At 70.1% G+C, this 21,096-nt stretch carries 18 protein-coding genes and 1 pseudogene; 11 read left to right on the top strand and 8 right to left on the bottom strand.

What is annotated here, in order from left to right; all coding sequences use genetic code 11:
- Positions 1–71: 71 nt before the first annotated feature.
- Together ACGF1Z_RS11520 and ACGF1Z_RS11515 are read left to right on the top strand one after the other, a co-directional pair.
- Positions 72–623 carry a TspO/MBR family protein gene (locus ACGF1Z_RS11520; protein ID WP_393002533.1) on the top strand — a complete coding sequence of 184 codons (552 nt, stop codon included), beginning with the start codon at positions 72–74 and terminating at the stop codon, positions 621–623.
- Between the two features lie 277 nt (positions 624–900).
- A complete protein-coding gene (locus tag ACGF1Z_RS11515) occupies positions 901–2,295 on the top strand; it encodes an aspartate ammonia-lyase (protein WP_393002531.1) in 1,395 nt (464 codons plus the stop codon).
- A gap of 128 nt (positions 2,296–2,423) precedes the next feature.
- Here ACGF1Z_RS11515 and ACGF1Z_RS11510 read toward each other — a convergent pair whose 3' ends face one another.
- The gene (locus ACGF1Z_RS11510; protein WP_393002529.1) at positions 2,424–3,851 is read right to left on the bottom strand and encodes a pre-peptidase C-terminal domain-containing protein; all 1,428 of its coding nucleotides are present in this window, start codon (positions 3,849–3,851) and stop codon (positions 2,424–2,426) included.
- Positions 3,852–4,169: 318 nt separating this feature from the next.
- On the opposite strand from ACGF1Z_RS11510, the gene ACGF1Z_RS11505 reads away from it, so the two are divergent.
- From ACGF1Z_RS11505 to ACGF1Z_RS11475, 7 genes are all read left to right on the top strand, one after another.
- Entirely contained in the window at positions 4,170–5,117 is a 948-nt protein-coding gene (locus ACGF1Z_RS11505) for an ABC transporter substrate-binding protein (RefSeq protein WP_393002527.1), read from the top strand.
- Positions 5,118–5,119: 2 nt separating this feature from the next.
- The gene (locus tag ACGF1Z_RS11500) at positions 5,120–6,082 is read left to right on the top strand and encodes an amino acid ABC transporter permease (protein WP_393002525.1); all 963 of its coding nucleotides are present in this window, start codon (positions 5,120–5,122) and stop codon (positions 6,080–6,082) included.
- Positions 6,079–6,843: an amino acid ABC transporter ATP-binding protein gene (locus ACGF1Z_RS11495; protein WP_393002523.1), complete on the top strand. Its 765-nt coding sequence runs from the start codon at positions 6,079–6,081 to the stop codon at positions 6,841–6,843. Before ACGF1Z_RS11500 ends, ACGF1Z_RS11495 begins: the two co-directional genes overlap by 4 nt.
- Positions 6,840–8,057: a M20 family metallopeptidase gene (locus ACGF1Z_RS11490; protein WP_393002521.1), complete on the top strand. Its 1,218-nt coding sequence runs from the start codon at positions 6,840–6,842 to the stop codon at positions 8,055–8,057. Before ACGF1Z_RS11495 ends, ACGF1Z_RS11490 begins: the two co-directional genes overlap by 4 nt.
- A 102-nt stretch (positions 8,058–8,159) precedes the next feature.
- Entirely contained in the window at positions 8,160–9,449 is a 1,290-nt protein-coding gene (locus ACGF1Z_RS11485) for a cyanophycinase (RefSeq protein ID WP_393002519.1), read from the top strand.
- Positions 9,450–9,568: 119 nt separating this feature from the next.
- Positions 9,569–10,432 carry a MurR/RpiR family transcriptional regulator gene (locus tag ACGF1Z_RS11480; protein ID WP_393002517.1) on the top strand — a complete coding sequence of 288 codons (864 nt, stop codon included), beginning with the start codon at positions 9,569–9,571 and terminating at the stop codon, positions 10,430–10,432.
- Between the two features lie 66 nt (positions 10,433–10,498).
- Positions 10,499–11,458, top strand: coding sequence for an ABC transporter substrate-binding protein (locus ACGF1Z_RS11475; protein WP_393002515.1), 960 nt, complete (start codon positions 10,499–10,501; stop codon positions 11,456–11,458).
- A gap of 34 nt (positions 11,459–11,492) precedes the next feature.
- Here ACGF1Z_RS11475 and ACGF1Z_RS11470 read toward each other — a convergent pair whose 3' ends face one another.
- The 4 genes from ACGF1Z_RS11470 to ACGF1Z_RS11455 all read right to left on the bottom strand — a co-directional run bounded on the left by ACGF1Z_RS11470 (position 11,493) and on the right by ACGF1Z_RS11455 (position 14,144).
- The gene (locus tag ACGF1Z_RS11470; RefSeq protein WP_393002513.1) at positions 11,493–12,377 is read right to left on the bottom strand and encodes a MurR/RpiR family transcriptional regulator; all 885 of its coding nucleotides are present in this window, start codon (positions 12,375–12,377) and stop codon (positions 11,493–11,495) included.
- 335 nt (positions 12,378–12,712) lie between these two features.
- A complete protein-coding gene (locus ACGF1Z_RS11465; protein WP_393002511.1) occupies positions 12,713–13,156 on the bottom strand; it encodes a DUF2267 domain-containing protein in 444 nt (147 codons plus the stop codon).
- 59 nt (positions 13,157–13,215) lie between these two features.
- Positions 13,216–13,611: a DUF2267 domain-containing protein gene (locus ACGF1Z_RS11460; protein ID WP_393002509.1), complete on the bottom strand. Its 396-nt coding sequence runs from the start codon at positions 13,609–13,611 to the stop codon at positions 13,216–13,218.
- Positions 13,612–13,712: 101 nt separating this feature from the next.
- Positions 13,713–14,144: an Hsp20/alpha crystallin family protein gene (locus tag ACGF1Z_RS11455; RefSeq protein ID WP_393002507.1), complete on the bottom strand. Its 432-nt coding sequence runs from the start codon at positions 14,142–14,144 to the stop codon at positions 13,713–13,715.
- A 128-nt stretch (positions 14,145–14,272) separates the two neighbouring features.
- On the opposite strand from ACGF1Z_RS11455, the gene ACGF1Z_RS11450 reads away from it, so the two are divergent.
- Both ACGF1Z_RS11450 and htpG read left to right on the top strand, forming a co-directional pair.
- Entirely contained in the window at positions 14,273–14,923 is a 651-nt protein-coding gene (locus ACGF1Z_RS11450) for a type III effector protein (protein WP_393002505.1), read from the top strand.
- 118 nt (positions 14,924–15,041) lie between these two features.
- The gene (gene htpG / locus ACGF1Z_RS11445) at positions 15,042–16,961 is read left to right on the top strand and encodes a molecular chaperone HtpG (protein ID WP_393002503.1); all 1,920 of its coding nucleotides are present in this window, start codon (positions 15,042–15,044) and stop codon (positions 16,959–16,961) included.
- 339 nt (positions 16,962–17,300) lie between these two features.
- Here the strand turns inward: htpG and ACGF1Z_RS11440 are convergent, their stop codons facing one another.
- The 3 genes and pseudogenes from ACGF1Z_RS11440 to ACGF1Z_RS11430 all read right to left on the bottom strand — a co-directional run.
- Positions 17,301–17,882 carry a GNAT family N-acetyltransferase gene (locus ACGF1Z_RS11440; protein WP_393002501.1) on the bottom strand — a complete coding sequence of 194 codons (582 nt, stop codon included), beginning with the start codon at positions 17,880–17,882 and terminating at the stop codon, positions 17,301–17,303.
- Between the two features lie 827 nt (positions 17,883–18,709).
- On the bottom strand, positions 18,710–19,753 hold the full coding sequence (locus ACGF1Z_RS11435) for a YihY/virulence factor BrkB family protein (RefSeq protein WP_393002499.1): 1,044 nt from the start codon (positions 19,751–19,753) through the stop codon (positions 18,710–18,712).
- Between the two features lie 1,130 nt (positions 19,754–20,883).
- Positions 20,884–21,096: pseudogene (locus tag ACGF1Z_RS11430) on the bottom strand (hypothetical protein); the annotation flags it as partial.

The raw sequence follows: 21,096 nt of genomic DNA, 5'->3' as shown, positions 1-21,096 counted from the left end.
GGAACTGCAGGCGAGCAGGTATGGCCTTCGACGGTGGTGAGTGAGCCGCGCTCACGGGGAAGGTCCTGCACATGAGCATCATGACTCCGAAGAGCTCCTCGCCTGCGAGGGGAGAACAGATTCGCTGGTTCACGGTGGCCGCGACAGGCGTGGTCGCAGCCGCGACGGCCGGGGCGGTGGCCGTCGACCCCGACACGTCCTGGTACCGGTCGCTGCGCAAGCCGTCGTGGCAGCCCCCGTCCTGGGCGTTCGGAGCGGTGTGGACCCCGCTGTACGCATCCCTGGTGTTCGCCGGCGGACGTGCGCTGGCCCGCACGTCCGGTCTGCAGCGGTACCGGCTCGCCGGGAGCCTCGCGGTCAACCTCGGACTGAACGCCGGGTGGAACTGGCTCTTCTTCCGGATGCGAAGTCCGCGCGCGGGACTCCTCGGAACCGCACTTCTCGACCTCAGCAACGCCGAGCTCATCCGGCGTACCGCGCGCCACGACCCCGTGGCCTCTCGCTCGCTGTGGCCCTACGCCGCCTGGTGCGCCTTCGCCACCGCGCTGAACGCCGCGATTGTTCGAGCCAACCGTCCAGCCGGTCCGCGCGTGGAGGCCGGCGACGGCGACGTCGAGAGCTGACCCGCCCTGCGCGGGGGCGGCCCGGATGGAGTTCCGCTCGCCCCCTGTCCTTCGTCCACGGCAGTCGCTGCCGGGGGAAGCCGCAGCTTCACCCGTACGGGCTCCGCCCGACGCCCCAACGCCCCCGCGCCCCCACACGTCCGGCGCCAGCCGTCATTGCCGTCGCGAGCCCGCCCGGTAACGTGTATTCCATCTAGCGCACTGCATCCATCGAATGTAATGATTGGTACCGGCGGGGGGGCAGGGAGCCCTCCGGCGACGACCGAAGGGCGCGAGGGTGAGTTCACAGCGCACAGAGCACGACTTGATCGGTGACCGTCTGGTCCCGGAGCGCGTCTACTACGGCATCCACACCTTGCGTGCTCGCGAGAACTTCCCCCTCACGGGCGTCGCCCTCTCGGTGCATCCCGAGCTGGTGGAGGCCCTTGCGGTGGTCAAGGCCGCCGCTGCGGCGGCGCACCGGGATCTCGGCGTCCTTGCCCCTGAGCGTGCGGACGCCGTCATCAGGGCGTGTCAGGAGATCCGCGAGGGGCATCTCCATGACCAGTTCGTCGTGGACGTGTTCCAGGGAGGTGCCGGCACGTCGGCGAACATGAACGCCAACGAGGTCATCGCGAATCGTGCGCTGGAGCTGTTGGGTCATGAGCGCGGCGCCTACGGCCACCTGCACCCCAACGACGACGTCAACCGTTCGCAGAGCACCAACGACGCCTTCCCGACAGCGGTCAAGCTTGCCCTGCACACGGCGGCCGGGCGTCTTCTCGACGGCATGAGTGTGCTCGCCGGTGCCTTCTCGGAGCGCGGCGGCACGTTCGCGAAGACGGTCAAGCTCGGCAGGACGCAGCTCCAGGACGCGGTGCCGATGACCCTGGGGCAGGAGTTCGACACCTTCGCCCTCACCGTCCGGGACGACGCCGAACTGATCACCCGGGCCTCGACTGCGCTCCTCGAGGTCAATCTCGGCGGGACGGCCATCGGTACCGGGCTCAACGCGGAGGCCGGATTCGCCCAGGCGGTGATCCCGCACTTGGCGGCCTTCACGGGTCTTCCCGTCCGCCCGGCCCGTGACCGGATCGAGAGTACGCAGGGCATGGGCGGGTTCATCCAGCTCTCCAGCGCGCTGAAGCAGTACGCGGTCCGGCTCGCCAAGGTCTGCAACGACCTCCGGCTGCTGTGCTCCGGCCCCAGAGCGGGGCTGGGGGAGATCCGGCTGCCGGCCCTTCAGGCCGGTTCGAGCATCATGCCCGGCAAGGTCAACCCCGTCATTCCCGAGGCCGTGAACCAGGTGTGCTTCGAGGTGGTCGGCATCGACGCGTCCGTCTGCGCCGCCGCCCAGGCGGGCCAGCTCCAGCTCAACGCCTTCGAGCCGCTGATCGTGCACCTGTTGCTCAACGCCCTGAACCGCCTCGACGCCGCCGGCCGGCTGCTGGCCGAACGGTGCGTGCAGGGCATCGAGGCGAACGAGCGGCACCTCCGCGAGACGGTCGAGGGCTCTGCGGGCCTCGCCACCGCACTCAATCCTGTCGTCGGCTACCAGCGTGCCACCGAGCTTGCCCAGGAGAGCCTCGGCACGGGCCTGCCGGTGAGGGAGCTCGCGCGGCGCCGGGGGCTGCTCACCGAGGACGAGCTGGACGCGCGCCTCGACCTGTGGACCCTGGCGCATCCCCGCTGACACGGGCGCAGGGGCGTGGCCCCGGACAGCCGGCTGCTGTCCAGGGCCACGTCGCCTCCTTGAGAGGTGCGGAGCGGTGCCCGCCCGCGGGGCAGGTGGGTGCGGTGCCCGCCCGCGGGGCAGGTGGGTCAGTTCTTCGTCACGGTGCAGGTGTAGGAGGCGGTTCCGGAGCCGGAGTAGGCCTCGAGGTCGAGGTAGTAGGTGCCGCTGCCGGACGCGGTCCTGGTGAAGGCGAGCGATTCGTCGGTGCCTGCGCCGTTGTTCACCGAGCGCTCGAGGGTGCTGCCCGTGGAGTCGAGCCAGTACAGATCCGCGTCGTAGGCGCTGGGGACGGCGCAGTTCACGGAGGCGGTCTGGCCGGAGTTCAGGCTGACCTTGAAGTAGTCGCGGTCGGTCGTGGACTTGGTGTTGCCCGTGAGGGATCCGGGCGATGCCAGAGTGGTGGCATCGTCGGCGGTGTCACGGGTGTCGTTCGGTTCCGATTCCGCCAGTGTGCCGGCGCCCTGGCTGCCGCAGTTCGTCTGGGGGGTGCCGGTGTAGAGGTTGGGGTCGGCGACTCCGTTGTTCACGCTGCGGAGGTAGTAGCCGCAGGTGGGGCGGTTCTTGAAGTCGAAGGTCGAGCCCGGCGTCAGGCGCCAGATCTTGAATCCGGAGTACGTCAGGGGCTTGCGGTCCACGGCCTGCTCGGGCTGGTGGTCGGCGAGGACGACGTAGGCGTCCTTGCCGTACTGGGTGGCCATGCCGTTGCGGTCCAGGTAGAGCGAGCCGCCGCCCTCCTCGACGCCGACGCCCCACGCCGCGCCGCCCGGGGCGAGACCGTCCTTCACCGCTCGGGCCAGGAAGGACATGGTGCGTCCCATCCGGTCGCGGGTCACGAAGTGGGAGTCGTTGATGACGCTCGCGTAGTTGGGCCACTGGAACATGCCGGTGGTGAAGCTGATGTAGCGGTCGTAGGGATTGGCCAGGGCCTCGGCGCTGGTCACGCTCCCGTTGCAGGCGTCGTAGACGATGGGGCTGTTGATGTGATGGCCGGCGCTTCCGCCGCCCGAGCCTCCGCCCTTGGCGACGACCGACTCGACGGACGCTTCGAGGGCGGTGCCCTTCCACGCCGCGTAGCGGCACTGGTCGCCGCCGGCGAAGTAGACGAACTCCGCGTTGCGCACATCGCTGTTCACCTGGCTGTTGTTGCCGTCGGTGGCGGCGGTGAGCGTCCACGTCGTACAGGAGTTCACGCCCGTCAGGGTCATCACCGTGTCGCACTCGGGCGTGGCGCTCCCCGACGTCGGCGCCGAGCCCGCCAGGACCACCACGTCCATCGTTCCCGTGCCGCCGGTGATGTCGGTGATGGCTCGGCCCATGGAGGCGGGGATGACGGCTCCGGCGCCGTTCATGGTGAAGGCCGGCCCGTTCCAGGACGCGCGGCTGACGTCCGAGGTGCTGCCGAGACGGATCCTGTTCGCGTTGGCCTGGGCCGGCTGCTGGGCGGTGACCGTGAGTGCGACCGACAACAGCGCAACGGCTGCGGCGGTGGAACGGAGGGAGAGGCGTGACGCCATCAGGGCTCCTCGAGGAAGAAGGGGGGTGCCTCAGGGATCGGCTGGATCTGACGTGACCGAAAGCCGATGAGGTTGGTAGCGGAACTTACAAGTCATTGCGTCCGACGGGAAGATGTACGGCGACTTTCCTGGATCCTGCCGCACCTCGTTCGAGAAACATGCACTTCAGGGCCCCTCCGAGGCAGGCGCATGGCCGCGTTACGTGAACGTAACGTGAGGTACATCTAGTCAACCAGTGGATTGATCTGTAACTTCGCTGATGTGCGGCCGACGGCTTGAATCCGTCGGCAGAGTTCCCCCTTGAGAGGTTCCACCGCGATGAATGCTCGCCTTGCTCACCGAGTCGTTGCCACCGCCCTGGCGGCGACGGCCCTCGCCACGCTTTCCGCCTGCGGAGGCGGTGACGACACCGCCGCAGCCGCCGGCGGAAAGGTCATCGTCGCCGGTGAGGAGATCAAGAAGGACCAGGCCCTCCATGACATGCTGCCGGACAAGATCAAGTCGTCCGGCACGGTCCGAGTGGCCACCGACGTGCCCTACCCGCCGTTCGAGATGTTCGTGAAGGAAGGCGAGACCGCTCTCACCGGCCTGGACTACGACCTGGGTCAGGCGCTCGGCGGAAAGCTCGGCGTCACCTTCGCGTTCACACCGCAGAAGTTCGACGGCATCGTCCCGGCCATCCAGGCCGGCAAGTTCGATGCCGCGATGTCGGCCATCACCGACAACAAGGAGCGCCAGCAGGTCGTCGACTTCGTCGACTACTCCCAGTCCGGCTCCGGCATCCTCGTCGCGGACGGCAACCCCGGCAAGATCACCACACTGGACGACCTGTGCGGGAAGAAGGTCGCCGTCCAGGCCGCGACCAACCAGCTCGACCTGCTCAAGAAGCACCAGACGGCCTGCGGCGCCGCCGGCAAGGGCCAGATCGAGATCCAGACCTTCCCCAAGGACTCGGACGCCCAGCTCGCCCTGAGGTCCGGCAAGGTCGTCGCCCAGGTCCTCACCAAGCCCGCAGCCGGATGGGTCGCCAAGTCCGCCGACGCCGGCAAGGCCTTCGACCTCGTCGACGACCCGGCCGCACCCGGCGGCTACAACGCCTCGCCGAACGGCATCGCGATCAGCAAGCAGCAGCCCGAGCTGACCGCGGCCGTCCAGAAGGCGCTCCAGGCACTCATCGACGACGGCACCCTCACGGCCATCTACAGCAAGTACGGTGTGGCCTCCATCGCGGTGCGCGAAGCCACCAAGAACGCGGCGGTGGACTAGAAATGACCGCCACCAAGGCCCCCGTGGGCCCCGTCGCCGTCCACGGACCGGGCGCCCACGAGCTCGACGTCGTACCCGTACGCAACTACGGCCGGTGGCTTGCCGCCGCGGCCTCACTGCTGGCCCTCGTCGGGCTCATCGGATCCCTGGCGAAGAACGACAACCTGCACTGGGACGTCGTCGGCCACTACCTCTTCGCCGACCTCATCTTCGACGGCCTCGCCACCACCCTCTGGCTCACCGCCGCGGCGATGGCCCTCGGCCTCGGCCTCGGCACCCTCGTCGCCGTGATGCGGCTGTCGTCCAGCCCCGTCCTCTACGCCCTGGCGACCGCCTTCGTCTGGGTCTTCCGCGGCACCCCTCTGCTCGTGCAGATCATCTTCTGGGGATACGCGGCAGCCCTGTACAAGTACGTGAAGGTCGGCATCCCCTTCACCGACGTCACCTTCTTCCAGGCGGAGACGAACTCCCTGCTGACCCCGGCCGTCGCGGCCCTCCTCGCCCTCGGCCTCAACGAGGCCGCGTACGCCTCGGAGATCGTGCGCGCCGGCATCCAGTCCGTCGACCCCGGACAGGCCGAAGCCGCCCACTCGCTGGGGATGCGCCCCGCCCTCACCATGCGCAGGATCGTCCTGCCCCAGGCGATGCGCGTCATCATCCCGCCGATGGGCAACGAGACGATCAACATGCTGAAGATGACCGCCCTCGTGTCCGTCATCTCCGCTCACGACCTGATGTCGAACATCCAGGACGTCTACGCGCAGAACTACCAGGTCATCCCGATGCTCGTGGTCGCGAGCCTGTGGTACCTGGCCCTCGTCACCCTGCTCAGCATCCCGCAGGCCTGGCTCGAGCGGCGCTACGGACGCGGTACCGCCCGTGCCGGGCACGCCTCTCCGCTGCAGCGCATGCTCGGAGGCCTGGCCGCCGGGATGGGCAAGAAGAACAAGGAGCAAGCCCGATGAGCACGTCGATGGTGCGGGCCGAAGGCGTACGCAAGCACTTCGGAAAGCTCGAAGTCCTCAAGGGCATCGACCTCACGGTCGAACGGGGCCAGGTCTGCTGTCTCCTCGGACCCTCCGGGTCGGGCAAGTCCACCTTCCTGCGCTGCATCAACCATCTGGAGAAGGTCGACGGTGGCAAGCTCACCGTCGACGGGCAGCTCGTCGGCTACCGCCAGCACGGCAACAAGCTCCACGAACTGCGCGAACGGGAAGTGGCCGAACGCCGCCGGGACATCGGCATGGTCTTCCAGCGCTTCAACCTCTTCCCGCACATGACGGCACTGGAGAACATCACCGAAGCACCGGTGAAGGTCGGCGCCGTCTCCAGGGCCGACGCCCGCGAGCAGGCGCATCTCCTCCTGCAGCAGGTGGGCCTCGGCGACCGGGCACACCACTACCCGGCACAGCTGTCGGGCGGACAGCAGCAGCGCGTCGCCATCGCCCGTGCCCTGGCCATGAAGCCCAAGCTGATGCTCTTCGACGAGCCGACCTCCGCCCTCGACCCCGAGCTGGTCGGAGACGTCCTCGACGTCATGCGGCGGCTCGCCGACGACGGCATGACCATGGTCGTCGTGACCCACGAGATCGGCTTCGCCCGGGAAGTCGGTGACACCGCCGTCTTCATGGACGAGGGGATCGTCGTCGAGGCCGGCGACCCGCGTCAGGTCCTCGTCGAACCGGAGCAGGACCGCACCCGCGCCTTCCTGTCCAAGGTCCTGTGAGCGCGCCCCCGCGTCGGCGGCTCTCCGCGGAACTCCTCGACGGCGCCCGCTCCCTCCAGGCTCGCTACCTGCACGACCTCGAACAGCTCGTCTCCATCGACTCCGGCTCGTACACGCCCCAGGGAGTCAACCGCGTCGCGGACTGGGTCCAGCACCGGCTCACCGGCATCGGCTTCGCCGTCGAGCGCGTCACGTTTCCCCCGGGCCGGCAGGGATTCCAGGCAGGAGATGCCCTGGTCGCCCGTAAGAAGGGCGCCCTCGCCGAGTCCGCGGGCGGTCGCCGGATCCTTCTCGCCGGCCACATGGACACCGTCTTCGACGAGGGAACCGCGGCCGCACGACCCTTCAGCCTGAGCGGAACCATCGCCCACGGCCCCGGAGTCAGCGACGACAAGGGTGGCCTTCTCGCCGGACTCACGGCTCTGGAGCTCCTCCACGCCCACGGCGTCGACGCCTATGACGAGCTCGTCCTCCTCGCCACCCCGGACGAGGAGATCGGCTCGCCCGCCAGCCGCGAACTCATCGAGGAGACCGCCCGCGGCATGCACTACGGGCTCGGCCTCGAATGCGCCAGGGAGAACGGCGACCTCGTCATCGCCCGCAAGGGCGTGGCCGACTTCCGCCTCACGGTCGAGGGACGCGCCGCCCACGCCGGCATCGAGCCCGAACGCGGAGCGAACGCCGCCCTGACCGCGGCACACCTCGTCGTCCAGATCCAAGCGCTCAACGGGCACTGGGACGACGTCACCGTCAACGTCGGGGTGGTACGCGCCGGAACCAGGGCGAACATCGTGTGCCCCGAGGCGGAACTGCGCATCGAGGTCAGAGCCGCCACGACAGCCGACGTACAGCGCGTCACGCGTGCCATCCAGGAGATCGCCGACCATCCCGCCGTACCCGGCACGACGGTCCTCGTCGAACAGCTCGACCTGTGCCCGCCGATGGAAGACACCCCGGCCTCGCGCCGCATGCTCGAAGAGGCCTGCCGGGCCGCCTCCGCAGTCGGTGTCCCACTCGGCGCCGCGGCCACCGGGGGCGTGGGCGACGCCAACCTGATCGCCGGCATGGGCGTGCCCATCCTGGACGGTCTGGGACCCGTCGGAGGCGCCGACCACAGCCCCCAGGAATGGCTCGACGTCTCCAGCGTCCCGCATCGCATCGCCATGCTCGCCGACCTCGTCGCCTCGCTCGGCGACGCGAGAGACACCGCCTGACCACGCAATCCCTCCGGCATCGCCCCGTGCGATGCCGGAGGCGATCGGGCCTGAGACAGCCCCACGGGCCCCTCACCCACCACTCACTCACGGAGAGCCACCATGCGCGCACATCCCGGCACCGCACGCCGCACCGTTCTCGCAGGCAGTATCGCCCTCGCCCTCCTCGCCACCGCCCCCGCGGCGCACGCCCACGGCGACCGCCCCCAGACGCCCCGCGGCTCCCTGGTCCTCGTCGGAGGCGGCCTGAAGGACGACAACACCCAGGTGTACGGAGAGATCATCAAGCGAGCGGGAGGCGCCACCGCCCGCATCGGGGTCATCACCGCCGCGTCCGTCCCCGAGAGCCAGGACCCCCACGCCGGCGACCCCGACCTGTGCAGCAACTCCGCCTGCAACGGCGCCTACTACGCCGACCTGTTCAGGAAGCACGGGGCGGCCGACGCCGAGTGGATCCCCCTCGACACCGACCACGTCGCGAACGCGGACTCCGACGCCGTCGTCGCCCGGATCAACTCCATGAGCGGCTTCTTCTTCGGCGGCGGCGACCAGTACCGCTACCTCACCACCCTCCTGCACGGCGACCGGCACACCGACTCCAAGGTGCTCGCCGCCATCCGCGGCAAGCTCGCCCACGGTGCGGTCGTGGCCGGATCCTCCGCCGGCGCCCAGATCGCCTCCGGCGCCGACATGGTCAGCGGTGGCGAGTCCTACGAAGGCCTGCGCGACGGCAGCGCCCCGGGCTACTACGAGGACCCGGCCCGGCTCGCCTACATCCCCGAGGGCGGCTTCGGCTTCCTGCGCTCCGGACTCATCGACACCCACACCGGGGCCTACGGCCGCGAAGGACGGGCTCTCCGCCTCGCCGCCGACACCGGACACGATCGCGTCTACGCCCTGGAGGAGAACACCGCCCTGGTCGTCGACCACCCCGGCACCCGCCGCGAACAACTCACCGTGCTCGGGCCCAACGGCGTCGCCGTCCTCGACCTCCGCGACGCCCACGCCCACACGTCCGCCTCCGGCTGGACCCTCCGCGGCGCCCGCTACACCTACCTCACCGACAAGGACCAGTACGACGCCCGGACCTGGGCCCCCCGGCCCGCACCGGGCAAGCGCCCCCTGACCCCCACGAGCACGGAGCCGGTGCCCGCCAACACCGACGTCTTCTTCTCGCCTGCCGACCCGGACGGCACTCCCTACGCCTGGCGCACCACCGCCCGCGCGCTCGCCGCCACCCGCGCACAGAACACCGCGACCGCCACCACGTTCGAGTCCGGCCCCCGCTTCGAGGTCACCTTCCGCAAGACCAGGAGCTTCTCCGCCTGGACCGGCGACGGTGCCACCGCGCAGACCCTGATCGGTATGGGCATCAGCATCGCGCCCAGGTGACCCGGTCCCGCGCCCCGCGGTGACGGCCCCGGGGGGCGAGAGCGGCGCACGCCCCGGGGCCCACGGCGTACGGCCGGCGCAACACCCCTCGCCCCACGCAGGACTGAAGAGAGCAACCCGTGGTTCCCAGCCCCATCGCCGAAGACATCCGCCGCAGGCTCGGCATCCTGGCGCCGGCCGAACGGAAGGTCGCCCGCATCCTGCTCGCGTCCTACCCGTCCGCAGGATTCGAAACGGTGGCCACGATCGCCGACCGCGCCGGCGTCAGCGCACCCACCGTCCTCCGTTTCGTGACCCGCCTCGGCTACACGGGGTTCCCCGACTTCCAGGCCGCCCTGCGCAGGGAACTCGACGCGCGCACCGCCTCACCGCTCTCGCTCTACACGACCGCCGGAGACGGAGCCTTCGGACACTCGACCGACGGCATCGTCGCGCAGAGCAGCACACTCTTCGCCCAAGCCCTCACCCAGACCCTCACCGGCATCCCGCGGCACGACTTCGCGGGTGCGCTCGCCCTGCTGTCCGACCGCCGGCGCCGTATCACCCTCGTCGGAGGCCGGTTCACCCACCTGCTCGCGCGCTACCTCGGCCTGCACCTGATGCAGCTGCGCGACGACATCCGCTTCCTCCCCGACCGGGACGTGGAACGCACGGCTCTGCTGGCCACGCTCACCAAGCGCGACGTCGCCGTGGTGTTCGACTACCGGCGCTACGAGGAGGACAAGCTCGCCATCGCCCAACTGGTGAGGGAGAGCGGCGGGAAAGTCATCGTGTTCACCGACATGTGGCTTTCCCCCATCACCGCCCACGCCGACGTGGTGCTGTCGCACCGAGTCGACGCACCCTCTCCGTACGACAGCCTGGTTCCCACGCTGGCCGTCGTCGAGACCCTGGTGGCCGCGCTCGTCACCTCGCTCGGCGACGACGCACACCGCCACATGAAACAGGGCGAGGAGACCGCGCGCCGCATCCAGCTGGTCTGAACCGCCCGGGCCCCGGAGATGCCGCGTACCGCCCCAGTCGACACACCCACAGAAGGAAGTTCCGTCATGCGCTCGCACGCCGCACCGGCCGTTGTCCTCACCGCCGTCGCCGCCCTGCTCGTGTCCGCCTGCAGCACCGACACCGGCACTCCTGCCGCCGGCGGTGCCCAGCCGGCGACGGACGGCCCCGTCACGGTGCTGCCCGGTCTCACGGTCAAGCCCGACCCGAAGCTCCACGCCATGCTTCCCGAGCGCATCCGCGCCACGAGGACCGTGCGCGTGGCCACGGACATTCCCTACCCGCCCTTCGAGATGTACGAGAAGGAGGGCAGCAAGCAGATCACCGGCATCGACTTCGATCTCGGGCAGGCCATCGGCGCTCGGCTCGGCGTGCGGTTCGACTTCGCGCCGCAGAAGTTCGACGGCATCCTCCCCGCCGTCCAGGCCGGCAAGTTCGATGCCGTCATGTCCGCGATGACCGACAAGAAGGCACGGCAGAAGTCCGTCGACTTCGTCGACTACCTCAACGCGGGCCCCGGCTGGCTCGTCGGCAAGGGCAATCCGGCCAAGATCGCCGTGGTCACCGACGTGTGCGGCAAGCCGGTCGGCGTGCAGACCGGAACCAATCACCAGAAGCTCCTGGAGCAGCGTCAGCAGCTCTGCGCGGCGAAGGGTCTCCCGCCCATCGAGATCCTCACCTTCTCGAAGGACTCGGAGGCCCAGCTCGCCCTGCGCAGCGGCAAGGTCGTCGCCGACTACCTCGACGAGGTCACGGCCGCGTACGTCGCCTCCACCGCGGACGGAGGCAAGGCCTTCTCCACCGTGACGGGCCGCGCCGCGGTCGGCGAGTACAGCGCCTCACCCATGGGAATCGGCATATCCAAGGACCACGCCGGCCTCAAGGAAGCGGTGCGGGCAGCCCTGCAGTCGCTGATGGACGACGGCTCCTATCTGAAGATCCTGAACAAGTACGCGGTCCCGAACATCGCGATCCCGAAGGCGACCGTCAACGGGGCGCTCGACTGAGTCCCTCGCGGTCCTCTGGAGGACGCCGCGGTCATCACAGAAGGCCCGTGCGCCTGGCGACGGCCTCGGCGTCCTTCATCCGCTGGTGTGCGTCGGCGCCCAGTTCGCCCAGGGTGGCCGCGACGACGGACTCGATCAGCGCGAGAGTCGGAGTGAGGCTGTCGTAGGGGGAGTCGGAGCTCACCTGACTGGTGAGCACGACGTCGGCATGGCTGGCGCTCGGGGACAGCCACGGATCGGTGAAGACGATGACCTTCCCGCCGCGCTCCCGTGCCAGCTCCGCGATGACCGCCTTGTCGTCCTCGTAGCGCCGGTAATCGAAGATGACGGTCACGTCGCGACGTGCCAGCTGCGTCAGGAACGCCGCACGCTCGACATCCCGGTCCGGAACGAAGGCGACCTGGTCGCGGAACTGCATGAGGTGCAGACCCAGGTACTCCGCGAGCAGGTGGGTGAACCGCCCGCCCGTGAGATGGATGCGGCGGCGCGGGTCGCCCAGGAGCTTGACCGCATGGCCGAATTCATGAGGTGAGATCTCGTCGAAGGTCTGGGACAGGGCCTGCTGCACCAGGGCCAGGGACCGCCCCGCGACCGGATGGGCGCCCTCGCCCTGCTGTCCGGGGGACGGCTCCTGGCTCGTGGCCGAACCCGTGCTCTCGTACAGGGTGATGGGTGAGGCATGACGGGCCTCGAGCTCGGCGCGCAGGGCCGCCTGCAGGTCGGGGAATCCGCGGTAGCCGAGCCGGGAAGCGCAGCGGAGGACCGTGGGAGCGGACACGGAAGCGCGGTCCGCGATCGTGGCGACCGTCTCGAAGATCGCCGCGGGATAACCGGCCAGCAGGACCCGGGCGACCTTCCGTTCAGCAGGGCTGAGCTCGCCGAGTCGACTGCGGATCTCGTCGGCCAGTGTGCCGCCCATGTCGGTCCTTCCTCACGCTCTGCGGGCTCCTGCGAGCCTTCACGGTGTCGGGTGACACCCGTGCTCCGATGCCCGGCAGAACGGCTGCGCCACCGGCCCCGCCGTGGCGGCGCACCCCTCGTCACGGAGAGGATCACCCGTCGATCCCCGGCGGTCCTTGCCGACCTGCGGTACAGGCAAGGGTCACCCAGTGGCCGAATGTACCGTACGTTACGTGCTTTGGTGAAGCCCGCAGGAGGCCGGGGCGGGCGGGCCGGGGCGCAGCGCTCCCCGCGCCCGTTCACGTCGCCGAGGAGTGGGTGGGTCGCGCCCGCCCCGAGCGGGTGTCCCGACGCCTACGCGGCGGGCGTGAGTTCCGCTTGGCCGAACAGCAAGGCCCAGCCGGTGGGGAGCTGCCGGACGATGCGGGCGACCAGGTCGGCGCCGACGTGGGCGGTGACGGCGGCGAGGACGGAGCCGGTGTCCCAACGGGTGGTGGCCAGGGACGCACCGGAACGGGTGGCGAGGTCCTTGACGAAGGCCCATCCGGTCAGCGGCCGGGTGTCGGGGATCTGCGCGGTGAGCACCCGTGCCGCCTCCAGGGGCAGGGAGCGTGCCAGGTCGACCCGTTCGTCACCGGTGAGTTGACGCCCCAGTCCGGCGAGCACCGCGCGGACGGCCTCGTCGGCACGCTCACGGGTGGGATAGGCGCCTTCGTATCGGACCTTCTCCAGCATCTGCTCGTACGCCGTCGAGTACGGCTGCTGGTGCTCAAGCGGTACGCGCGCGTCGGTGATCACTGCGGGGCATGCCTTTCGGGAGCCGTCGGCAGCGCCGGACACGGCACTGCCGGTCTTGGTCAGATGGACTGGGGGCGGCCGAAGAGAAGGTCGTATCCGGCGGGGAGCTGCAGGAGGATCTGCCCGGTCAGTTCCTCGCCGGCCGTGTCGGCCGCGGTGGAGAGTACGGCGCTGACGTCCCACGTCGCGGTCTGCTCGGTGGCCCCCTCGATCCAGGCCGCGGTCGCACGGACGAATCGCTCGGGGGAGAGCGGCTCGGCGCTCTGCAGCGGGTTGAGCAGGATCAGGGCGAAGCCTTCCGGCAGGCGTGCCGCGAGCTGGGCGCGCACGTCGCCGACCAGGTGTGCGCCGAGCAGGGCGAGCACCACACGGGCCGCCCGCTCGGCTTCTTCCGTCGTGCCGTATTCGCCGCGCTCCTTCACGCGGTCGAGGAACGCTTCGTGTCGCAGGGTCATCAGCGCCACCCCTTGGTGTCGTCGGTTCCACGGGGGTGCGGAGGGCGGGGGAGGGGGAGATCGGACGGCCGTCCTCCGCACCCGTTCCGGACCTGCCGGGGTCAGCCGGAGATCTCCTTGCGACCGGAGCCGACGCCGATGGAGATCTTGCGGGGCTTGGCGCGCTCGGCGATCGGGATGCGCAGGGTGAGAACGCCGGCGTCGTAGTCGGCCTGGATGCGCTCGGTGTCCAGGGTGTCGGCGAGCACGATCTGGCGGGAGAAGACGCCCAGCGGCCGCTCGGACAGCTCCATCTTGACGTCGTCGGCCTTCACTGTCGGGCGGCGTTCCGCCTTGACGGTCAGCATGTTCCGCTCGACGTCGATGTCGAGCGCGTCCGCGGAGACGCCCGGGATGTCGAAGGCCACCACGTACTCGTCGCCCTCGCGGTAGGCGTCCATCGGCATCACCGACGGCTTGGACCAGGTGCCCGGGCCCATCAGCTGCTGTGCCATCCGGTCCAGCTCACGGAAGGGGTCAGTGCGCATCAACATCGTGAAACACCTCCAGCATGGTTCGAGCAGTTGCTGCCAATGCGCTGCACTGACACTGTTGTAACATGTCATCCAATGGATGACAAACACGATGTCGTCGACCTGATGACTCTCCGAGGGAGGTGCCCGTGACCGCAGCCGACCAGCCGTCCACGACCCGTACCGAGGCCCACAGCCCGGCGTCCTTCCTCGCTGCCGCGGCAGCCCTGGCCGCCATAGACGACGCGTTGCGCGACGCCCAGCACGAGACCCCCGACGCCGACCGGCCCGGCCCCGAGCAGGCGCTGGCCTCCCTGATGCTGCTGCGGCAGGTGCGCGAGCGGCTCGCCGGCTGGGAGACCGGCCTGATCGAAGCCGCCCGCGACGCGGGCGCCAGCTGGGCCGACCTCGCCCAGCCCCTCGGCGTGGCCAGCAGACAGGCCGCCGAACGCCGCTACCTGCGCGGCCGGCCCGGCCCCGCCGGCACCACCGGCGAGCAACGTGTCCAGGCCACCCGCGAACGCCGCGCCGCCGACCGCACCGCCGCCACCTGGGCCCGCGCCAACGCGGCCGACCTGCGCCGCCTGGCCGGACAGATCACCGCGCTCGCCCATCTCGGCCCCGAGGCGCGCTCCGCGCAGGCCGCCCTGCAGGCCGCTCTCGGCGCCGCCGACGCCGCCGAGCTGATCGCACCCCTCGCCGGCATGCGTCCCTACCTCGACGCCCGCCACACCGGTCTCGTCGACTCCCTCGACGCGCTCGAAGCCCGGCGCGCCACCACAGCCTCCACCGAAGACTGACGCCACCACGCGGCGTCTCCTCCCACGGGCGCGGTCCACCCCGCCTCCGCACCATCGCCGACGACGGCACAATGCCCGAGTCCCCTCCGTTCATGACCTTCCGCTGAAAGGATCCCGCATGACCAGCAGCGTCGAGACGCTGGACTTCCAGGCCGAGACCCGACAGTTGCTCCGCCTGGTGATCCACTCGATCTACTCGAACAAGGACATCTTCCTCCGCGAGCTGATCTCGAACGCCTCGGACGCCCTGGACAAGCTACGGCTGGAATCCCTGGCCGGCAGCCTCCCCGACGCCGACACCAGCGACCTGCACATCCGGCTGGAGATCGACGAAGACGCCCGCACACTGACCGTCCGTGACAACGGCATCGGCATGAGCCGGGACGATCTCGTGGAACTCATCGGCACGATCGCCAAGTCCGGCACCGCCGACCTGCTGGAAAAGATCAGGGAGTCCAAGGACGCCACCACCGCCGAGAGCCTGATCGGCCAGTTCGGCGTCGGCTTCTACTCGGCGTTCATGGTCGCCGACAAGGTCACCGTCCGCACCCGGCGCGCCGGAACCGACTCCGCGACCCAGTGGGAGTCCGACGGCGAGGGCTCCTACACCATCCAGACCGTCGACGACCTCCCCGTCGGCACCTCGGTCACCCTCCACCTCAAGCCCGTCGACAGTGAGGACGGGATCGCCGACTACCTGTCCGCGTCGAAGATCCGCCAGATCGTCAAGCAGTACTCGGACTTCATCCGCTGGCCCATCCGGATGGCTGCCGAACCCACCGACGCCGACGGCTCCACCCCGTCGTCCGGCCTCGACACGCTCAACTCGATGAAGGCGCTGTGGGCCCGCCCGCGCGCCGAGGTGAGCGAGGACGAGTACAACGAGTTCTACAAGCAGATCAGCCACGACTGGCTCGACCCGGCCGAGACCATCCACATGCGCGCCGAGGGCACCTTCGAGTACGAGGCGCTGCTCTTCATCCCCTCGCAGGCGCCCTTCGACCTGTTCTCCCGTGAGACCAAGCGCGACGTACAGCTCTACGTCAAGCGGGTGTTCATCATGGACGACTGCGAAGCGCTCATGCCCAACTACCTGCGCTTCGTCAAGGGTGTCGTGGACGCCCACGACCTCTCGCTGAACGTCTCCCGCGAGCTCCTCCAGCACGACCGCCAGATCGCCGGCGTACGCCGACGCCTCGTCAAGAAGGTACTCGGCGCCCTCAAGGACATGCAGTCCAAGGACGCCGAGCGCTACGCGAAGGTCTGGGACCAGTTCGGCCGTGTGCTCAAGGAAGGCCTGATCGAGGACACGGACAACACGGAGGCCCTGCTGCAGCTGGTGTCGGCCGCCTCCACCCACGACCCGGAGAAGACCACCACGCTGCGCGAGTACGTCGAGCGCATGAAGGACGGCCAGGACACCATCTACTACCTGACCGGCGAGACCCGCGCCACGGTGGAGAACTCCCCGCACATGGAGGCCTTCACCGCCAAGGGCTACGAGGTGCTCATCCTCACCGACCCCGTCGACGAGGTGTGGGTCGACCAGGTCCCCGGCTTCGACGGCCACCGCCTGCAGTCCATCGCCAAGGGACAGGTCGACCTCGACGACACCGCCGACGGCGAGAAGGACACCGACGCCGAAAAGGCCCAGCGCGAGCAGGACTTCGCCGCCCTGCTGCCCTGGCTGACCACCACCCTGTCCGACCACGTCAAGCAGGTACGCCTGTCGTCCCGCCTGACCACCTCGGCCGCCTGCATCGTCGGCGACGCCCACGACGTGACGCCCGCGCTGGAACGGATGTATCGGGCCATGGGCCGGCAGATGCCCCCCGTCAAGAGGATCCTGGAACTCAACCCCGCCCACCCGCTGGTCACCGCCCTGCGCACCGCACACGACGCGGACGCCGAGAACCCCGCGTTGACCGAGATCGCCGAACTGGTCTACGGCAGCGCACTGCTCGCCGAAGGAGGCGACCTCCCCGACCCGGCCCGCTTCACCCGGCTGCTCACCGACCACCTGACCCGCACCCTGTAGCCGCGGAACCAGCCGGACCCAGATGAACCCGCCTGCCCCGGCGCCCCGTTCGGGGCCCCGGGGCAGGCGGACGCGCTTCCGGCAGCCGACCGCGCCGGCCAGACCGATCCCGGACCGGCGCAGGTCCACGCCCGTCGCGGATGGCGAACACCCGGGAAGCGCTGTGCTGTTCTACGGGACGTCCGGGACTCGATGCCGACGACCGCCGCATGCCCGTGTGCCATGGCGTCGAGCGCGGCGCGCCTGCCGGGGGAGGAGATCCAGGGAGCTGCCCGTGAAGGCGACCTGTCTGTTGCGGCCCGCGTGTCTGGCAGAGCCGAGAAACGCGACCGCCCCCGGCTACTCGGCGTACGGGCCGGCGAGTTGCCCCGGTGCGGCTGGGGATCTCACCTCCGGCGAGAGGAACACGAGGACGTCTGTCTCGTTGCCCGGCAACGGCTCGGGCTCCCGCCAGCCGGCACGGCGGTAGAACGCGAGTGTGTCGTGCGCCTGGTCCCAGGTCAGCAGCCATGCCCTGCCGTCGGGTGCGGAGGCGGTGAGCGAGGACAGCAGCCGTCGGCCGAGTCCGGTGCCGCGGGCATCGGGCCGTACGCCGAGTTCGTCGATCTCGAAGGCACCGATCAGGAGCTCGCTCACGCGATCGGCACCGAGACGCGTGGTCACCTGCCCATAGGCACGATCGGACCGGAACGGGGCCTGGGTGATCCAGCCCGTGACGAAGCCGTCCACTCGGCCCTCCTCCGACATGGCCAGCACGGCGCGGAATCCGGGCCGGTGCGCATCTGCCTCCAGCCGTTCCCGGAACGCCGCCCCGGTGGCCTCGGCGCTTCGGTGCTCCCAGGGCGGGGCGGTGAAGATCTCGACGTAGGCCTCGGTGAGCTGGTCGGCGCGAGCGAGGATGTCCGGGCCGAAGGATTGCATGGGCGTGTGTCCTTCTCTGTGGCGCCGCTGCCGCAGCGTGGCCCGCGTGGCACAGGGCGATCGTGCGGCCACTGTATCCCCGGGATCTTGCGACCAGGGAGGGAATGTCAGGCCCGTGGAGGTGCCAACCACCGTTCTGCGCGGCCCCGCTTGTCGGAGTCTCCGTAGCGGCGGGCGTGCGCCAGCAGTCGCGCGCGCAGTGATTCGGGCAGGAGAGCGACGTCGCCCTTCTGGTGAGTACGGGCCTTCCGGCGCAGCAGATGGCGCACGGCTCCTGCGTCGCAGTCTGGTGACGCCCTCGGGAGGGCTCAGTGCCGTCGTGGGGGAGACGCCGACGGGGGCGACATCACCCTGGGCACGACAAGGCCGAGCCGCGCACAGTCGGCGACGCCAGCGGCGTGGGCCCTCTCGTTCGCCGCCCTCGACGGCGCTCCTATGCCCTCGGCGGCGGTCCCGGGACCGCCCGCATGACCTGTCGGGCCGAGAGCGCCGTCGGCAGGTGTGGGAACGGCGTCGACGCAGAGGAGCCGTGTCCTCCGTGACTGGGACCGTGGTCATCGAAGGCACCGCCTTCGCTCAGGCCTTCCTGGGCGCGGACCCTTCCCCCGGCGTCTTTCGGACTCACGGCACGTCCGGCGCTGTGCACCATCAGCCCGGGGTGCCCGCCAGGGACCTATGGATGGTGCCGAGGCGTGGAGTGGATCGCGTGGCATTCTCGTGGGATGCCAGGTGACCGCGTTGAGGCGACAGGCCCGGGGTTGTGGTGAGAGCAGGCCGGCCGGTGCGCCGCGGCCCCTGGTCATGAGGCCGTGCGACGGACGTACCACTCACTCGAGACGGCGACGGTCTTCGTCGCTCCAGGCCCGGGTGTCCCGGGGCTCGACATAGGGCTCCTCGTCCTCGGGCTGCCCGCCGGCGATGGCGCGCTGATGGACGAGTTCGGCGTTGAACTTCAAGCCCAGGAGGACGGCCAGGTTGGTGATCCAGAGCCAGACCAGGAAGATGATCACGCCGGCCAGGGTGCCGTACGTCTTGTTGTACGAGCCGAAGTTCGCCACGTAGAACGCGAAACCGGCCGAGGCGCACATCCAGATCGCGAGCGCCAGGAAACTGCCGGGGGTGACCCACTGGAAGCCGCGGCCCTTCGCGTTCGGTGCGGCCCAGTACAGCAGCGTGATCATGGCTGCGACCAGTACGAGCAGCACCGGCCACTTCGCGATCGACCACACCGTCATGGCGGTGTCGCCCACGCCCAGGGCCGTACCCGCCTGCTGTGCCAGGCTGCCGGTGAAGACGACGATCAGCGCGCTCGCGACCGCCAGGACCATCAGCGCCAGGGTCAGGCCGAGGCGCAGCGGGAGGACCTGCCAGAGCGGACGGCCCTCGGGCACCTCGTAGACGGCGTTCGAGGCGCGGATGAACGCCGCGACATATCCGGAGGCGGACCAGATCGCGACGACAAGGCCCACGACCGCCAGCAGCGAGCCGAGCCCTGCGTTGCCCTGCAGTTGCCGAACCGCGTTGCTGATCACATCGCGCGCTGCGCCCGGGGTGAGCCGTTGGAGGTTGTGCAGGATCTGCCGGGTGGCCGACTCACCGGCGATACCCAGCAGCGACACGAGGACCAGCAGACCGGGGAACAGCGCGAGCACCCCGTAGTACGTCAGCGCAGCGGCACGGTCGGCCAGCTCGTCGTCCCTGAACTCCTTCAGCGTCCCGCGCAGGACTGCCTTCCATGCGCGCTTGGGCAGCTTCGCCGGCCGGTCCGGCGCCCGTTCCTCGACGCGTCGGTCCGGCCCGGCGGCCTCGCCTCGGTGCGAGTCCGGCAGCCGGTCGTCGTTGTCCTGCTTCGATGTCTGTACGGGCCTCATGGCCAACGCTTGTCCACTCCGCACGTCGTCATACACACCGCATGTGCACCAGGTCCACGTCCGCGAAGCTCAGCACCACGTCTTCGTGAGCACGGCGCCGCCGTTGAGGAGCGGGTCGAGGAGATCGGTCAGGGCGGCCGGACGGGTGTGCCCGGGATCCTGCCGGTCAGTGGAGAAGCACATGACGATCCCTGTGCCCCCGCGGCCTCCGGGGAGGCGAACGAGTACGGGGCCCACGGCCCGGTGACCTCCACGGCGGCGCCACAGGCGGGGTCGGCAAGGGCAGCGACGGCGCCCGGAAGGCGGGCACCTGCGACGGCGGGACGGGGGAGGCGTCGTTGGCCACGTTCTCGCCGCGTCCCCCAGCCCAGTCGCTCTGCTGGGGCCGGTGGACCGCTCGGGCGACGGCATACCGCTCGGCCTGCCGCACGGAGTGCCCCGCGGTCGCGGCGGCCGCTCGGTAGACCTCGTCGGCGGACCGGCGCTGCGCACGCCGGCGCTGCAGGTAGGCCCGCCCAGGGCTGACGGAGAGGAGAGCATCCTGCGGATTGCGCCGCCTCTCGCGTGAGCGGGCGGCGGCAGCGCACGGCGAAGCTCCTGTGTGCAGGGCTCGACCTGGCGAGACGTCGGCGCGTCGTCTTCCCGAGAGGCGACTGCGGCGCGGTATCGCCGGGCGGCGGCCGCCGATGTCACCGGCGCCGGGGGCGCCCGTGCTTGCGGCATCGAACCGGTCCGTGGCTCCGCCGCCGCACATGGCCGTCGCCACCGGGCCCGAAGCCGGCGCACCGGCCCTGTCGACGGGCCGCCAACGAAGAGAGCACCTCGTCGGCGTCGCTGCCAAGCCGGTGAATGCCCAGGTGCGCCGAGACACCTCAGCGGTCTCCTTTGCCGCCGCCCTTTCAGGGCCTGGGCTACGACCTTCCGGCGGGACCTCGGCATTTTCGAGTGGGGCGCTCTGCGCCCGCTGCGACGCCCGGACCGTGCCCGTCACGCGTACGGTCCGGGCTCCCTCTGCCGGGGCGATTGCGGACAGGAGGCCGAAGGGCGAAGGCGTGGCTGCCGAGGCCTCGCGCACCCTCGTGCGGCTCGCCGGAGGAACACGCGGCCGTCGTGCTTCCTCGTCCGCGATGTCAGCCGGGGCCGGATGTGTGATCGGGGTGGCCTGCCGTACGCCGGGCTTCCTTCAGTCGTGCCTCGTACAGGTGGTTCCTGCTTCCGGCGAGGCGGGAGACCGCGAGCCGCTCGAGTTCCTTGAAGGGTTCGTAGTAGGTCCGCTCGTAGGCCTCGACGACTTGGAACGTCCAGTGATCGGGGATGACATTGCGTCCGAGGATCTCGGTCGC

The sequence above is a fragment of the Streptomyces sp. NPDC048018 genome (assembly GCF_043202995.1).
In the GTDB taxonomy this organism is placed as follows: Bacteria; Actinomycetota; Actinomycetes; order Streptomycetales; family Streptomycetaceae; genus Streptomyces.
Note: the sequence above shows the minus strand (reverse complement) of the source record. Positions and strands in the feature narration are given on the sequence as shown.

Coding starts and splice junctions, on each gene's coding strand:
- ACGF1Z_RS11520 (WP_393002533.1), top strand. CDS start 72: ATGAGCATCATGACTCCGAAGAGCTCCTCGCCTGCGAGGGGAGAACAG.
- ACGF1Z_RS11510 (WP_393002529.1), bottom strand. CDS start 3,851: ATGGCGTCACGCCTCTCCCTCCGTTCCACCGCCGCAGCCGTTGCGCTG.
- ACGF1Z_RS11505 (WP_393002527.1), top strand. CDS start 4,170: ATGAATGCTCGCCTTGCTCACCGAGTCGTTGCCACCGCCCTGGCGGCG.
- ACGF1Z_RS11500 (WP_393002525.1), top strand. CDS start 5,120: ATGACCGCCACCAAGGCCCCCGTGGGCCCCGTCGCCGTCCACGGACCG.
- ACGF1Z_RS11495 (WP_393002523.1), top strand. CDS start 6,079: ATGAGCACGTCGATGGTGCGGGCCGAAGGCGTACGCAAGCACTTCGGA.
- ACGF1Z_RS11485 (WP_393002519.1), top strand. CDS start 8,160: ATGCGCGCACATCCCGGCACCGCACGCCGCACCGTTCTCGCAGGCAGT.
- ACGF1Z_RS11475 (WP_393002515.1), top strand. CDS start 10,499: ATGCGCTCGCACGCCGCACCGGCCGTTGTCCTCACCGCCGTCGCCGCC.
- ACGF1Z_RS11470 (WP_393002513.1), bottom strand. CDS start 12,377: ATGGGCGGCACACTGGCCGACGAGATCCGCAGTCGACTCGGCGAGCTC.
- ACGF1Z_RS11460 (WP_393002509.1), bottom strand. CDS start 13,611: ATGACCCTGCGACACGAAGCGTTCCTCGACCGCGTGAAGGAGCGCGGC.
- ACGF1Z_RS11455 (WP_393002507.1), bottom strand. CDS start 14,144: ATGTTGATGCGCACTGACCCCTTCCGTGAGCTGGACCGGATGGCACAG.
- htpG (WP_393002503.1), top strand. CDS start 15,042: ATGACCAGCAGCGTCGAGACGCTGGACTTCCAGGCCGAGACCCGACAG.
- ACGF1Z_RS11440 (WP_393002501.1), bottom strand. CDS start 17,882: ATGCAATCCTTCGGCCCGGACATCCTCGCTCGCGCCGACCAGCTCACC.
- ACGF1Z_RS11435 (WP_393002499.1), bottom strand. CDS start 19,753: ATGAGGCCCGTACAGACATCGAAGCAGGACAACGACGACCGGCTGCCG.